This is a genomic window from Nonomuraea sp. NPDC051941 (assembly GCF_044593615.1).
Genome location: NZ_JBIUCF010000004.1, coordinates 329,538 through 345,111 on the forward strand (window position 1 = coordinate 329,538; position 15,574 = coordinate 345,111).

General features: G+C 68.9%; 13 protein-coding genes. All 13 read right to left on the minus strand.

All coding sequences use genetic code 11. The features are described from left to right. Positions 1-19: 19 nt before the first annotated feature. Positions 20-424, minus strand: a complete 405-nt coding sequence (locus ACIHFD_RS10660) for a hypothetical protein (RefSeq protein WP_397366564.1) — start codon at positions 422-424, stop codon at positions 20-22. 122 nt (positions 425-546) lie between these two features. Beyond that, entirely contained in the window at positions 547-693 is a 147-nt protein-coding gene (locus ACIHFD_RS10665) for a hypothetical protein (protein WP_397366565.1), read from the minus strand. Between the two features lie 399 nt (positions 694-1,092). Continuing rightward, positions 1,093-2,517, minus strand: coding sequence for an aldehyde dehydrogenase family protein (locus tag ACIHFD_RS10670; protein ID WP_397366566.1), 1,425 nt, complete (start codon positions 2,515-2,517; stop codon positions 1,093-1,095). Further along, positions 2,514-4,088: a GMC family oxidoreductase gene (locus ACIHFD_RS10675; RefSeq protein WP_397366567.1), complete on the minus strand. Its 1,575-nt coding sequence runs from the start codon at positions 4,086-4,088 to the stop codon at positions 2,514-2,516. The genes ACIHFD_RS10670 and ACIHFD_RS10675 overlap by 4 nt, the downstream gene beginning before the upstream one ends. Continuing rightward, on the minus strand, positions 4,085-4,303 hold the full coding sequence (locus tag ACIHFD_RS10680; protein ID WP_397366568.1) for a hypothetical protein: 219 nt from the start codon (positions 4,301-4,303) through the stop codon (positions 4,085-4,087). The genes ACIHFD_RS10675 and ACIHFD_RS10680 overlap by 4 nt, the downstream gene beginning before the upstream one ends. 51 nt (positions 4,304-4,354) lie before the next feature. Beyond that, on the minus strand, positions 4,355-5,350 hold the full coding sequence (locus ACIHFD_RS10685) for a dipeptidase (RefSeq protein WP_397366569.1): 996 nt from the start codon (positions 5,348-5,350) through the stop codon (positions 4,355-4,357). Then, the gene (locus tag ACIHFD_RS10690; protein ID WP_397366570.1) at positions 5,347-7,206 is read right to left on the minus strand and encodes a prolyl oligopeptidase family serine peptidase; all 1,860 of its coding nucleotides are present in this window, start codon (positions 7,204-7,206) and stop codon (positions 5,347-5,349) included. The genes ACIHFD_RS10685 and ACIHFD_RS10690 overlap by 4 nt, the downstream gene beginning before the upstream one ends. Next, on the minus strand, positions 7,203-8,699 hold the full coding sequence (locus ACIHFD_RS10695) for a S10 family peptidase (RefSeq protein ID WP_397366571.1): 1,497 nt from the start codon (positions 8,697-8,699) through the stop codon (positions 7,203-7,205). The genes ACIHFD_RS10690 and ACIHFD_RS10695 overlap by 4 nt, the downstream gene beginning before the upstream one ends. 90 nt (positions 8,700-8,789) lie before the next feature. Continuing rightward, complete coding sequence (locus ACIHFD_RS10700) at positions 8,790-9,797, minus strand: dipeptidase (protein WP_397366572.1); 1,008 nt, start codon at positions 9,795-9,797, stop codon at positions 8,790-8,792. Between the two features lie 55 nt (positions 9,798-9,852). Further along, a complete protein-coding gene (locus ACIHFD_RS10705; protein WP_397366573.1) occupies positions 9,853-11,754 on the minus strand; it encodes a dipeptide ABC transporter ATP-binding protein in 1,902 nt (633 codons plus the stop codon). Continuing rightward, on the minus strand, positions 11,751-12,617 hold the full coding sequence (locus tag ACIHFD_RS10710; protein ID WP_397366574.1) for an ABC transporter permease: 867 nt from the start codon (positions 12,615-12,617) through the stop codon (positions 11,751-11,753). The genes ACIHFD_RS10705 and ACIHFD_RS10710 overlap by 4 nt, the downstream gene beginning before the upstream one ends. Further along, complete coding sequence (locus ACIHFD_RS10715; RefSeq protein ID WP_397366575.1) at positions 12,614-13,579, minus strand: ABC transporter permease; 966 nt, start codon at positions 13,577-13,579, stop codon at positions 12,614-12,616. Before ACIHFD_RS10715 ends, ACIHFD_RS10710 begins: the two co-directional genes overlap by 4 nt. Before the next feature lie 118 nt (positions 13,580-13,697). Further along, entirely contained in the window at positions 13,698-15,359 is a 1,662-nt protein-coding gene (locus tag ACIHFD_RS10720; RefSeq protein WP_397366576.1) for an ABC transporter substrate-binding protein, read from the minus strand. Between the last annotated feature and the right edge of the window lie 215 nt (positions 15,360-15,574).

Sequence of the window (15,574 nt, forward strand, 5' to 3'; positions counted from 1 at the left end):
CTAAAAATGTAAAGAGAGATCAGCGGCCGGTCTTCAACCCCTGGTTAGAGCCGGAAGTCCACCATCCGTGGTAGTCATTTCTACGCCACCCGTTTACTCCGGAGGCGAAATACACTTCCGACCTACCGTCGAACGCCGTACGCGAAATTCGCGCTGTTTCGAGCGGACCAGGTCCACGCGAATTCAAGCCAGGTCCCGTGGCCACGTTCGTGATCAGGTCCGGCGGTCTCGTGCGGGGGCCGGTGCTGCGGGTGTCGGCGGCGGGGTGACCGGTTTCGCTGATGTGCACCTTGTAGCCGTTCCACAGCAGTTCGCTGCCCTTGGCCACCCAGCGGGTGTCGAGGTCGTAGGGCGAGGCCAGCCGGTATCTGCCCGGCGGCGGGCCCTCGCCGCCCGATGCGAGGTCCTGCCGCCGCTTGATCACCTGCCGTCCCCGCCGGTCGGTAGTGCTGAATCAGCATGACGCGCAGCGCATCGATGGCCGGCAAATGCCGAAGCCAGGTCGGAGAGAACGGCGCATAAACGGCCTCGACCAGCGCATATCCATCAGCCCCGCAGACCTGCGCGAGTTCCTCCTGCTTGGCCTTCCCAGCCGGGAACCTCCAGCACCTGCCACACCCAGCCGGGCGCGGCCACCGCCAGCGCCTCCACCGCGGCCCGCGCGCATTCCCCCGCCAGCTCCACCCGGTTCACATCCGAGTTGAGCAGCAGAGTCGCCCTTGTACGGAGTGATGACCGGGCCTTCAGCGCCTTGATACGCCTTGTCGGCCAGGGTGATGATGCCGGCCTGATCCAGCACGCAGGATGCCCCAGATGCGGGCGGCGCTCAGGTCATGGGCCTTGCCCGGCGGTGCCCCGAGGTCACCGGATCGTCCCGTCGGGTGAGGCGATGACCTGGACGTTCATCCCGTGTGCACGGTGCCTCCGGAGAAGTACGGGCGGTCGGCTTTCACGCGGTCGGTGTGGATCAGCGTGCCGTCCAGGACCAGAGAGCCCGGAAGGCTGGAGTGCCTCACCAACCCGTACACGAACGGCTCGACGGCGGCATCCGGATGTCCCCGAAAAGCTCGTGACGTGGCTACCCGGTATCCGTCACCCGACGAACCGGGATCCGCTGAAGAACGCCGGCCCATGCCACGTACCGATCTCACCGAGACCACTGATCCCCCACATGCTGGCCACGAGCTCGACGTCCGGGGGGCCGTACGCCGAGTTCAGCCGCACCAGACCGGCCCGCAACCGCCGGCCCACCGCGCGCGCGGCGTCCCGGTCTGCGCCGAACACGTACCCGGCCAGCCCGTACGGATGGTCGTTGGCCACGGCGACCGCCTCGTCGAGATCCCGGTAGGTCCGTACCAGAAGCACCGGCCCGAAGACTTCCTCTCGAAGGTCCGGCGCGTCATCCGCGAGCACCACGGCAGGAGCCGAGAAGTGACCGGATGACTCCGGGAGCTTCCCGTACCGGCGTACGTCGCAGCCGCGCGCGGAGAACTCGGCGAGTTGCTCGTCGATCCGGCGGCGATGCGGCTCGTGCGACAGCGGCCCCAACTTTGTCTCCGGGTCGGTGGTGACGCCGATCCGCACGGCGTCGAGAGCGGCCCCGAGCGCTGCCAGGTAGTCGTCGACCCGGGCTCGCGGGACGATGATCCGTCGCGGTGCGACGCAGTACTGCCCGTTCAACGTGAGCGCGGCCGTGACGACCTGTTCGGCGACCGCCTCAGGATCGGCATCGGGAAGCACGACGACCGGATTGTTGCCGGACAGCTCGAGGTCGACCGGCTTGAGGAGCCGCCCGCACGTCTCGGCCACGGCCGTCCCACCCCTGACACCACCGGTGTACGAGACGGCCGTGATCCGGTCGTCACCGACGAGCGCCTCGCCGACGGCGCGGTCGCCGTGGACGACCTGCACGACACCGGCCGGCAGCGCGGCCTGCACCGCCTCGGCGAACACACCGGAAGAGTGCGGCGCCCACTCCGATGGCTTGACGATCACCGGGCAACCGGCGACCAGGGCGTAGGCGGTCTTCACGATCGCGAGGTGGGCCGGGGCGTTCCAGGGCACGAACACGGCTGCCGGGCCCCAGGGCAGTCGCCACTGGTCGCACGCCCCGGCGGACGAGGACTGCTCTGTGTGCTCGAAGTTCTCCTCGATCTGGGTCGCGCCGAGTCCCAGCACCTCGGTCACGGCGTGGATCAAGGCAGTCGTCGTCGTCCGGGGGACTCCGCTGTCCAGGCTGTCGGCGCGTCCCAGCTCGTCGCTGCGCGACGCCAGCTCCTGCTGCAGGTTCCGCAGCGCGACCGCTCGCTCCCGGCGGGCCAGACCCGACCAGAGGCCGTCGACATGGGCCGCCCACGCCGTCGCGATCGCCTTCTCCACGCTCTCGGGTGCGCTGGCGCGCTGCGGGTGCAGGGTCTCCCCGGTGTCCGGGTCCGTCAGCAACGGCTCCAGGCTCTCGGCCGGGACCGCCGCCGTGGCCCCTACCAGTTCCCGGATCGTGCAGTCATGATCGGTCACGATCCCTCCTCGCGCATCGATGCCGCGACCTTCTCACCGACGAGGATCGCGGTCAGGTTGGTGTTGGCCCGGGTCACCCACGGGAAGATGCTCGCGTCGGCGACCCGGAGCCCGTCGATCCCGAGCACCCGGCCGGCCGGGTCGACGACCACCTCGGGATCGCTCGGGTCACCCATCCGGCAGGATCCGCTGGCGTGCACCGTGTCGGAAACGATGGCGAGGGCGAACCGGGCGAACTCGTCGTCGGTCATGGTCTCGGCAGGATCCGCGCTGACCGAGCCGGTGCCGCCGAGGCTCATCGCGGCCGCGAGCTTCGGGAACTCCGGTTGCGCGGCGAACATCCGCAGCTCGTCGGCCACGGCGCGGTACCGACGCAGGTCGTCGGGGTGGGAGAGGAGATCGAAGTCGACCACCGGATCGACCGTCGGGTCGGTGGACGCCAGCCGCACCCGGCCGGTCGAGGTGACCCGGTTGACCCAGCCCACCACCCCGGCCGCCGGGACGCCGATGCCCAACGCGCCGGTCACCGCGATCATGGCGTCGTTGACCTCGTCGCCGACGCCGGTGGTGAACCGCACACAGATCTGGCCACGCCGGGGTACGCCCCCGTAGTCCAGCTCCTCGCGCAGGGCGAGCGACAGCACCACCGACGGATGGTCCTGCAGGCCGTGCCCGACGGGCAGGCCCGCGACCGGGGTCACTCCCAGCCGGCGGAGCTCCGCGGCCGGGCCGACCCCGGACCGCAGCAGGATCGCCGGCGAGTGGATGGCGCCGGCCGACACGACGACCTCGGCGGCCCGGAACTCGGTGACCTCGCCGCCGACGATGGCGCGGACGCCGACCACGCGGCCACCGGCGAACAGGATCCGGTCGACCAGCGCGTCACCCAGGACGCGCAGCCCGGGACGGTCGCGGGCCGGTTCGAGGTAGGCGTCGTTGGTCGAGACCCGGACCCGGTCCCGGCCGGCGTAGGCGTAGGGGGACACCCCGGTCGAACCGGGCGCGTTGTGGTCGGGCGCCCACGGATGACCGAGCCGCCGGGCCACCTGGTCCACGGTGGCGTCGACGGTGACGAAGTCGTCCTGCCGCGGACGCACGATCGGGATCGGGCCGTCCCCGCCGTGGTACGGCTCGGCGGCGAAGTCCAGGTCGCACTCGAGCCGGTTCAGCAGGGGCAGGACGTCGTCGAAGCCCCAGCCGGCGCAGCCCTGGGCGGCCCAGCCGTCGAAGTCCTCGACGGTGGCCCGGATCGCGAAGAGCCCGTTGATCGCGGAGCTTCCGCCGACGCCCCTGCCCCGCGGGTACGGCAACGGGGACTGCACCGCCGACCTCGACGCCTGCAACCTGGGGAACATGTGGGTCGCCGCGAGGCTCGCCGTCGGCTGCACCATCATCGGCTCGATGCTGCGCACCTCCAGTGGGGAGTCGGCCGAGCGGTAGTCGGGCCCGGCCTCGAGAAGCAGCACCCGGCGGCCGTCGTCCTCGGTCAACCGGGACGCGAGTGCCGCTCCCGCCGAGCCGGCGCCGACGACGATGACGTCGTACCCGGGGTCGTCCTGGACGGGCGTCACCGCGAACCCTCCCCGACCAGGCCACCGAGGTACTCATCGTGGGTCACGCAGACCGCGTCGGTGTGCTCCTCGTCGATGCCGCGGACCCACACGTTCGTCCGGCCGTACTTCGGCGCGAGGCACGCGATCGGCGTTCCATCGGGGGAGATCGACGTGCCGGAGAACTCCGGATCGGCGAACGACGTCTCGATATCGATCAACGGCGGCGGGGACATGTCGGGCTCTCCTTGTTCGTCAGAATCGTGCGATCGGCGACCGCCCGGCCGTCAAGCCGTCGTCGGCCGGGCCCGCTCCAGCATCGCGAGGTAGGAACCGCCGGTGACGAGGTCGAGCTCGTCCTGGGTGAGACCCCGCTCGGCGAGGCCGGCGACCAGGTTGCCGAGCCGGCTCGCGTCCTCCATGCCCGCGGGTCCCACCGCGTAGACGTCGGGGCCGGCCTCCTTCAGGTCGTAGGCGTTGTCCGGGTCGGCCTCCTTCAGGCCGTAGGCGATCATCTCCATCGGGGCCCCGGAGTAGTCCGCCCCGATCGCCAGGTGCTCGGCACCGACCAGGTTGTAGATGTGCATGGCGTGATCCAGCACGTCCGACAGCGTCGCCTGGTACGGGTCCTGCGCCACGTAACCCCGGTAGGTGGTGATGCCGATGACGCCGTTGCGCTCCGCGACGGCCTTGATCTGGTCGTCGGTCAGATTGCGGCGGTGCGGAGAGACGGAGTCGCTGTTGGCATGGGAGACGAAGATGTCGCCGTCGTAGATGTCGAGCGCGTCCCAGAACGACGCCCGCGACATGTGGACCAGGTCCACCATGAGCGGCAACGACTCCAGCTCCTTGAGGACCTGCTTGCCGAGGTGGCTGAAGCCGCCCTCGCCGAACCGCTCGTTGCAGCCGGTGCACAACAGGTTCTGCATGTTGTGCGAGAACGTGAACGTGGTGACACCCAGCTCGGCCAGCGTGTACAGCGCCTCGAAGTCCCCCGCGAGCGGTCCGTACCCCTCCACCGACAGGAAGAGACCGAACGAGCCGGGCGGCCGGTTCTCGAACTCCGTCCGGTTGCGGACGAACACGATCTCGCCCTCCGAGCGGCGCACCTCGGACAGCAGCATGCCGATCGTGCTCCACTCGGAGACCTGCATGATCGCCCCGGTCAGGCCGCCGGCCCGCCACGACTCCAGGTAGTGCTCGCGCAGGATCTGGGAGTGGCGGTCGGCCCCGTGGCCCCGCATCACGTGCACGATCGTGGGGCCCACGTAAATGTTGATCATCTCGTTCCTCCTGCTGTCGATGAGCCCTGCGCGGCCAGGACGCGGGCGTAGAAGTCCCGTTCGGCCTCGAGGGCGTGGACGAGGTTCTCCGCCTTGGCGAACAGGTGTCCCTCGCCGGCGTAGACGTGGTGCTCGTGGTCGACGCCGCGCTCGCGCAGGACCGCCGCGATCGCCTCGGCCTGGTCCGCGGGCACGACGTCGTCGGCCTCTCCCTGGAGGAGGATCAGCGGCGCGGTGATCCGGTCGGCCGCCGTGACCGGCGACCGCTCGTCGTACAGCTCACGTGCCTCCGGCAACGGGCCGATCAGCGAGTCCAGGTAGCGGGACTCGAACTTGTGGGTGTCCGTCGCCATCGTGTACGCGTCGGCGACACCGTTCATGCTGCCGCCCGCGGCGAACACGTCGCGGAACGCGAGCGCGCACAGGGTCAGCCACCCGCCGCCGCTGAGACCGCGGATGACCAGCTTCGATCCGTCGACCAGCCCTTTCGCCACGAGGTACTGGGCACCGGCCACCGCGTCGTCGACGTCGACCACGCCCCAGGTGCCCTTGAGCGCGTCGCGGTAGGCGCGTCCGTAGCCGCTGCTGCCGCGGAAGTTGACCTCCAGGTAGCCGTACCCGCGGCTGGTCCAGTACTGCTGCCGCAGGTCGAGCACCGGCACGACCTGGCTGGTGGGGCCGCCGTGACAGTTGACGATGAGCGGGGGCGGGCCGTCGGTGGGCACGGTCGGCGCGTACCAGAACGCGTGCGCCACCGCGCCGTCCGTCGTCGGGTACGTGATCGCCTCCGGCACCGCGACCGTCGCGGGCACCTCGACGCCGTTGCCCCGCACCACCTCGCCCCTGCCACCGACCGCGGGATCCAGCAGGAGCACGGCCGGGGCGTGCCGGTGGCCCGCGGCCACGACGGCGATCCGGTCCCCGACGACCGTCGGCGAGACGAACTGCGTATAGGGCGTCGAGACCTCCTCCAGGCGGCCGTCGAGATGGCGTACGCCGAGATGCTCGACGCCACCGATCATCCACTTCACGACGAGTCGCCCGTCGGCGAAGACGTCGAGGTTGCGCAGGCCGAGGAACCACAGGGGGCCACCCATATCGGCCTCCATGGCCACCAGCGGTTCCGTGTCGCCGAGCCGGTACGGGTTCCACCAGCCGCTGCGGTCGCTGAGGAACACCAGGTCGCCGTCGGAGGTCCAGGTCGGCTCGACGACGGACTCGGCCGTCGAACCGGCGACGCACGTCGGCGTGCCGATGCCTTTGGGAGTGAGGTCGGCCACCCACAGCTGCGTCCCGTCCCACGGCATCCGCGGGTGGTCCCAGGTGATCCAGGCCAGCCGGGACCCGTCGGGAGAGACCCGTGGCGCGCCGACGAAGTCGTGGCCGCTGTCGAGGGCGACGCAGTCGTGCGGAGCCTCGCGGCCGACCCGGACCAGCTCGTTGGCGACCCGGCCGTCGTCGTGGTGCTGCTCGCGCACGGCGTAGACGTGATCGTCGGCCACCACGAAGTCGCTCCACCGGATCGATTTTCCCGGTGCGGCCGGCGTCACCGCGATCCCCCGCCGCACGCTGTGGATGCGCTGGTCCTCGCTGTCGCACGCCAGGATCTCGCCGTCCGGCGCGACACCGTACGGGATGCCGCCGTAGCCGACGATGTTGCTGCACGACCGCCCCGGCGGGGTCAGGTCCACCGGTTCGCCGCCCGGCTCCCAGCGGACCAGGACTGTTCGCGCCTCTGACGGCCTGGTCTCGGTCCACAGCAGGGCGTCACCGTCACGCCGGAGCCAGTTGAACGTCCGAGTCTGGGCGAACACCGCGGTCGCGGGCAGCGCGCCGGCCTCCGCCTCGGCCGTCACGCCGCGTCCGCCCCGCGGAGCGAGGACAGGAAGCCGACCAGGTCGGCCCGTGTCTGTGCCAGGGACGGCTCGTGCAGGTAGATCATGTGCCCCGACTCGTAACGGGTCCTGGTGACGTTGCGCGCTCGTTCGGGCTCGAGGTGCAGGTGATCGAAGGTCAGCTCGGCCGGGAAGTACGGGGTGCCGAGGTCGTAATACCCGCTGAGCAGGAGGACCTTCAGGTGGGGTGACCTGTTCATGGCCGCGCGCAGGACGGTGGCGACCTCGAGTTGCGGCGTCCAGATTCCCATCTGCTCGCTCTCCCGGTGCTTCCACTGCTCCCGGGGCCGAATATGCCGGTAGAGGAGGGGACGGTCGGCCTCCCAGCCGAGATCGGCGCGAAGGTACTGGTTCAGGGCCCGCGTCGCGGGATCCGTGGGCGCCGAGTAGCTGGCGTCGTCCTCGAACGTCTCACCAGCGGTGTCGGAGTCGATCCCGGTCCAGCGGGTGTCGAGGCGGCCGACCGTGCGGTGCCGGTCGCGCAGGAGCTCCTTGACGTACCGCCACAGGTTCACCCGCAGGTTCGACCGGAGGATGAACTCCACCGAGATGCCGGTCAGCTCGGAGAGCCGCCGGGCGATGCGCTCCCGTTCCGCCCCGGTGAGGCGGCTCCCCTTCAGCAGGGCCACGGAGTAGTCGTTCAGGGCGAAGTCCTCGGCCTCGGCGATGACCGTCGGCAGGTCACCGGAGATGACCCCGTGGTACAGGGCGGTCGCGGCGTAGCTGGGCAGCTGGCCGACCGCGCCGTAGTTCACGCCGACGCCGAAGGTCGTTCCGGCCACGTCCATGAGAGACGACAACAAGATGACGCCGTCGACGAAGAGGCCCGGCACCTGCTGCAGGTAGTCGGCCACGAGTGGTGCGCGGATCGTGCCGTAGCTCTCGCCGAACAGCACGATCGGACTGTCTCCTCGGTTCTCGCGCGCGACGAACTCGGTGACGAAGTCACCTATCACGGCGGCGTCGGCCTCGGCACCGTGGAACTGCGCGGGGTCCTCACCCGGCACCACCCGGCTGAACCCGGTGCTCGGCGCGTCGACGAACACCAGGTCCGCCACGTCCAGGAGTGAGTGCACGTTCTCTCGCAGTTCCCATCGGGACGTGTCGAACAGCGGATCGCCGTCGAACACGACGCGCCGGGGTCCATAGCTGTACATGTGCAGCCAGATCGTCGAGGACCCCGGGCCGCCGTTCCACAGGAAGACCAGCGGCCGGTCCCGCTTCGACGGCACGTCGTCGCGCACGTAGGCGGTGTAGAAGATGGCCACCTTCGGGGTGGAGTGCTCCTCGTCGTCGTGCAGGACGATCCTGCCGACGTTGGCGGTGTACTCGATCCGCTCGGTGCCGATGGTCACGGCGTGCCTGGTCGTGAACCGCTGGTCCGCCAGCGGCTTGGCGTCGGCGGCCTTGCCGGCCTCCGATGCGGTCGTCTCACTGGTGGCGGTGTCCGGCATGGAGGCTCCTGAGAATCGACGGTGCTGGCACGCTAGATGGATCGTAAAAGCTAGGCCAATAGATCGTCAATACACTAGGCTTTTTATTGCCTAAGCGCTTAGGGCAATGGACGGGCGGGACCGCTCGAGCATTCGCAGGTAGGACTCGCCACAGATGAGATCGATCTCGTCCTGCGACAGGCCCCGCTCGGCGAGCCCGGTCGGGATCGCGCCGAGGTTGCCGGCGTCCTCGAGACCCTCGGGCCCGTAGGTGTAGAGCTCGCGGCCGCGGCCCTTGATGCCGTGGGCCCCGTCCGGATCGATCATGTCCAGGACGGGCAGAAGCATCTCCACGGGCGACTCGCAGTAGTCGGCGCCGATGCACAGGTGCTCCGGGCCCACGAGGTCGTACATGTACATCGCGTGGTCGAGCAGGTCCGACAGCGTCGCCTTCATCGGCTCGGGCGAGACGTAGCCGCGGAAGGTGTTGAGGCCGATGACCCCGTTGCGCTCGGCCACCGCCTTGATCTGGTCGTCGGTCAGGTTCCGCGGGTGTGGGCACAGGGCGTCGGCGTTGGAGTGCGAGACGAACAGGTCGCCGTCGTAGAGGCCGAGGGCGTCCCAGAACGATGCCCGCGACATGTGGACCAGGTCGATCATCATCGGCAGCGACTCGAGTTCCTCGAGCGTCTGCTTCCCGAGGTGGCTGAAGCCGCCCTCGCCGAACCGCTCGTTGCTACCGGTGCAGAGCAGGTTCTGCAGGTTGTGCGAGAACGTGAAGGTCGTGATCCCGAGTTCGGACAGCGTGTGCAGGGCCTCGAGGTCGCCCGCGAAGGACCCGTGGCCCTCCAGCGACAGGAAGATCCCGAACGATCCCTCCGGACGGTTGTCGAAGTCAGCCCGGGTCCTGCAGTACGTGATCTCGCCCTCGGACCGGTCGAACTCCGCGAAGTACGCGTTGATGGCCGGCCAGTTCGAGACCTGGACGACGGCGGCGTCCAGGCCACCGGCCCGCCACCGCGGAAGGTAGGTGTTCCTGAGCGCCTGCGCCTTGTTGCCCGGGATGGCGTGCTGGGCCATGACGTCGTAGATGACGCCACCGACGTAACTGTTGATCATGGTGTCCTCCTCAGGTGGATGCGGAATCGGCGAACACGGTCGGCGGCCGGTTCAGTCAGTTCGGCAGCATCGACCTCTCGTGCCGTGACGTCTGCGGGACGTCCGGCCCTCCCGTGGTGAGCCACTGCTCCTCGAAACGCGGGACGGAGCTGAGCAACTGGGCGGTGTAGTCGTGCTGCGGGTGATCGAGCACCGACTCGGTCGGCCCGGATTCGACGACCTTGCCGTGGTGCATGACGTACAGGTACTCCGACGCCTGGCGAACGATGGACAGGTCGTGGGTGATGAACAGGCAGCTGATGCCGCGTTCGGTCCGGACCTGCTGCAGCAGGTTGAGGATCTGCGCCTGGACCGACATGTCCAGCGCCGACACGGGCTCGTCGCAGATGAGCACCCGTGGTTCCACCGCCAGCGCCCGCGCTATCGCCACCCGTTGCCGCTCGCCGCCGGACAGCGAGGCCGGGCGGCGCCGGGCGTAGTCGGACGAAAGACCGACGGACTCCAGGAGCTCGCCGACCCGGCGTTCGACGCTCGTGCCACCGCGATCGTGCGTCACGATCGCCTCTTTCAACGCCCAGCCGACGGAGCGCATGGGGTTGAGGCTCGAATAGGGGTCCTGGAACACGGTCTGCACCGTCCGCCGGAGCCTGCGGCGGTCGTTCGGCGTCAGGCCGCGCCAACTGCGGACCGGGATGCCGTCGATCACGATCTCACCGCCGGACGGCGTCTCCAGGCCCACCAGCATGCGGGCGAGCGTGGTCTTCCCGGACCCGGATTCCCCGACGATCCCGACGCTCTCGCCTGCTCGGACGGAGATCGACACGTCATCGACGGCCCGGACGGTGCGGCCGCCGCTCTTGAAGACCTTCTGGATGTTCACAACGTCGATCAGCGCGTCGTCGGAGCGGCCGTCGGCCGGCCTGACTCCGCGCTCCTCGGCCTTGCTGAGCAGCGCGGCCATCTCGGCCTCGATCTCCGGCAGCCGGATGCAGCGGGATCGCCGATCGTCGCCGACCTCGGCCAGCGGCGGCTCCCCGTCCCGGCACACCTGCTGGGCCCAGCGGCAACGGGCGGCGAAGGAGCAGCTGCCCCGCACCTCGTTGGCAGACGGGACCGAGCCCGGGATGGCGACGAGCTGTCGCACCCGGCGGTCGGCCGGAGGCTCGGACAACAGCAGTCCCTGCGAATACGGGTGCAAGGGTCGCTCGCGCACGTCGTTCGCCCGGCCCACCTCGACCAGCGATCCGGCGTAGAGGACCTGGATACGGTCGCAGGTGGCGAAGGCGACGCGCAGGTCGTGGGTGATGAGGATCAGCGCCATCCCGCGCGCCTCCTGGATCCTCTTGATCAGGGCCAGTACCTCGCGCTGGGTGACCACGTCCAGCGCTGTCGAGGGTTCGTCCGCGATCAGCACCCGGGGGTCCCGCGCCAGCGCCGCGGCGATCGCGACGCGCTGCCGCATGCCGCCCGAGAGCTGGAACGGATACCGGTCGACGACCGTCTCGTCGGTGATGCCGACCTCGGCGAGACGCCGTATCGCTTCGGCACGCCGTTCGGCGCGGCTCAGGCGCCGCTCCGCGAGCAGGGACTCCTCCAGGATGCGTCCGCACCGCATCACCGGGTTCAGCATGGTGAACGGGTCCTGCATGACCATGCCGATCTGGCGGCCGCGGATCGTTCGCCATTGCCGTTCGGGCAGGTCGAGCAGGTTCTCGCCGTCGAACCGGGCGCTGCCCTTCGCGACGACCCCTTCGGGGAGGAGCCCGATGAGGGCCTTCGCGCTCATCGACTTGCCGCTGCCGGACTCGCCGACGATTCCGACGCTCTGGCCCGCGGCCAGTTGCAGGTCGAGCGCGGTGACGATCGGGTCGCCGGTGCCGGCCCGCTCGATCCGCATGCCCTCGACGTCGAGGACCAGGCGCTCGGAGGTGAGCGTTCGCTCGGTGGGTGAACTCAACGGCCTGCTCCTCGCCTCGACATCTTCTCGTAGATCCAGTCACCGATCAGGTTCACCGACGTGGCGGTGAGGGCGATGGCGATGCCCGGCGCGATGCTCGCCACCGGGTTCGTGAACAGCAGGGGTTGGTTCTCCGACAACATCTGGCCCCAGTCAGGGGTCCCGGGCGCGGCGCCCAGACCGAGGAAGGACAGGCCGGCGATGGAGACGAGGGATCCGGCGAAGATGATGACCGAGTTGGCGACGGCGGCCGCGGCGATGTTCGGCCAGATGTGCTGCACCATGATCCGGCCGTCCGAGACGCCCAGTGTCTTCGCCGCCTCGACGTACGGGCGAGGCACCTGCTCGAGCGTGGCGGCACGCATGACCCGGGCGTCCGTCGGGATCGTGAGAACGATCAGCAACCCGACCGCCAGCCAGTAACCTCCGCCCAGCGTGCCCGCCACCACGATGATGATGAGCAGCGACGGGATCGCCACCATCAGGTCGACCCAGCGCATCACCAACGAGTCGATGATCCCACCCCGGTACCCGGCGAGGAGCCCGAGCAGGTTGCCGCACACCATCGAGGCGAGGGCGATGACCAGCGGACCCAGGATCGCGGACTGGGCGCCGGCCAGCATCCGGGAGAAGACGTCTCGCCCCAGCCCGTCGGTGCCGAGCCAGTGTTCGGCGCTCGGGGGCGCCAGGCTGCCCAGCACGTCCTGCAGGGTTGGATCATGGGGCGCCAGCATCGGGCCGACGATCGCCGTGAGCAGGACGAAGGCCATGAATCCGAAGCACAGTCCGATCAGGACGGGAGGGCGGCGCCGCACGCGGCGCCTGGTCAAGAGCTGCGGCGTCGTGACGGCTGCTTCGGTCATGCGGACCGCCCTCCGAATCGGATACGTGGGTCGATCACCATGTAGGCGAGATCCGCGAGCAGGTTGGCGAGCACGATGAGCACCGCGATGAGGATGGCCAGAGCTTGGATCATCGGCATGTCGCTCGACTCGGCCGCCTGCACCAGCAGCTCACCGATGCCGCCCAGCGAGAACGTCGTCTCGACGAAGACGGCACCGGCGAAGAAGAATGCGAGCAGGGCGCCGGAGACCGTCACCACGGGTATCAGCGCATTCCGGAACGCGTAGCGGACCAGGACGCGCCGCCAGCTGAGTCCCCTGGCCCGGGCGAACATGATGTAGTCCTGATCCAGCACATTGATCATCGAGGCTCGGCTGTGCCGCAGGAGGAACGCCGCGACGCACAGGGCGAGTCCCAACGCCGGCAACGTCAGATGCCACAACTGGTCCAGGAACCCTTCGCCGAGACCCGCCGCCGGGAAGATCGGCACCAGGACCGCGAAGATGTACAGGAGCAGGATCCCCATGACGAACGGCGGCGTGCTCAGCGCTACGACCGCTCCCGCCACCAGTCCACGGTCGAGCATCTTCCGCTGGCGCAGCGCGGCGATGATGCCGGGGACCACCCCGAGGATGAGCGTCAGGAGATAGGCGTACACCGCCAGGAACGCCGAGGGCCCGAGGCGGGCAGCGATCTCGTCCGTCACCGGCAGCGTCGTCAGCGTGGACTCGCCGAAGTCGAAGACCAGCGCGCCTTGCAACCACAGCCAGTACTGGGTGAGGAACGGCTCGTCGAGGTGGTACCGCTCCGTCAGCGCCTGAACCAGCTCCGGGGTGGCCGGTTTACCGCCCAGGTAGGCGTCGACCGCCGTACCGGGCGCGATGTGAACGAGGGAGAACACGAGGAACGACAGGATCGCGATCAGCACCACCAACGCGACCAGACGCTTGCCGATCATCAGCAGGATCGCGCGGGCGCTCACGGGCGCGTCCTCATGGCGCCGCACCATACGGGGTTGGTCATGATTACCTCTCGAATCGTGTCACGCATCGCGGAAGCCTCGTCTCTCGCCACGACGTTCGACCAGCACCGGACCCTCTTTACCTGGGGACGACGTCGAGCACCCACGGCATGTTCGACCAGAAGCTGCTGAACTCGACGATGTCGTACTTGGTCGAGGCGTAGGTGTTGCCCTCGGCGTAGAGCGGCACGTAGGGAACGTCCTCACCCAGGTGCTTCAGCACCTTCGCGTAGATCGTCAAGCGCTGTTTCGGATCCTGCTCCAGCAGGCCGTCGGCCAGGAGCTTCTTCACCTCCGGCGAGGTGTACTCGGCAAAGTTCAGACCGATCGGCTTCCCGGCCTTGTCGGTGTTCAGGAACAATGCGGCCCAGCTGGGATCCGGCGCGCAGGGACCGGTCTCGAAATGCGTCAACGGCTTGTTCTTCGCACCGAGTTCGGAGAACCACGCGGTATCCGTGAGTACCTTGATCTCGATATTGATGCCGATTTTCTTCAGCTGAGCGGCGATCACCTGGGCGATGGACGCAGAGGAGGCGACCGTCTTGAACGGGAAGCTGAACCCGTTCGGGACCGACGACCGGGCCAGCTCGGCCTTGGCCGCGTTCAGGTCGTACGGATACCGCTCGACCCCGTCCAGCGCGGCCTGGACCTCCTTCTCGGAGCCCAGCGTCCGCAGCAGCAACGGAGACATGAGAGTGTCCACTGGACCGCCGGCCCGCCCCTGAGTCGCCGCGACGATGTCCTTGCGGTTGATCGCGTGCGCGACCGCCCGGCGTACATGGACGTCGTCCCAGGGCGCCTGCTGGACCGGCAGGCTGAGCAGGGATGTGGCGCAGGTCCCCACCGTGGTCACCGTGCCACCACCGGCGGCGGCGTCGAAGCCGGTCGGGCCGCCGACCGTGGGGGTGATGTCGATCTGACCGGCCCGCAGCGCCAGCGCCATGCTGTTGTCCTCGGCGAACGTCTTGACCGAGACCCGGTCGACCCGGGGCTTACCACCCCAGTAGCCTGCGTGTGCCGACAGCTCCATCCCAGTGGCCGGGTTGAGGCTGTCGAACTTCCACGGACCGGTGGCCACCAGCAACGTCCCCGGCCGGCCGAACTTGTCCCCGGCCGCTTCCGCGAACTTCTTCTGGAAGACGACCGAGTACCACATCGCCGGCGTGTACCGCCACGACGCGTCCGGCTGCTTCAGCGTCACCCGGACCGAGTACTTGCCGACGGCCTCGACGGTGTCGACCGGGGCGAAGTAGGCAGAGCGCCTGGAGTCGGTGGCACGGAGATAGTCCCAGGAGTACTTCACGTCCTCCGACGTCAGCTCCGTGCCGTCCCAGAACCTCACACCCTCGCGCAGCGTGTACTCGTAGACCGTGTCGCCGACCTGCTTCCACTCCGTCGCCAACCACGGCTGGAGCTTCCCCTCCGCGTTGATCCGCAGCAGCGGCTCCAGACCGAGCTGATTGACGAAGAGACCGCCGGCACCGATGTTCTCCGCCGGATCCACGACGGTCACCTGGCCTGCGATACCCACATTGAGGCGCGGGATGTGCTGGTCCGAGACCGGCTTGCCCGGGTCCACGGTTCGAGCCGTGGCGGCCTGCGGCGAACCCTTACCGGCCGGATCCTTCCGACCGGCCGGGCCGTTGCCGGCACACGCCGTGAGCAGCGTCACGGCAAGAGCGGCCAGAGTCAGGGCAAGGCGCCGCCGCCCTCGCCTCGGAACACTGTTCGTCTCGGACATCTCAACACCATTCGGTTGTCGTGGCAGGGGGGTCCGCGGCCCTCACGAGACTCCGAAGAGCCTGGTTCTCCGTTGAACCATGCCGCCTGTCGCAGCGACCTGACCTCCGGCTTCGGGGCCGTGTCCGACGGTCTATGTCTTGACGTGTGGCACAGCATTGTCTGGTTGCTTATGCGTGTCAAGGCCTAATCAAGTGGTTTAACTTAGCAACGAGG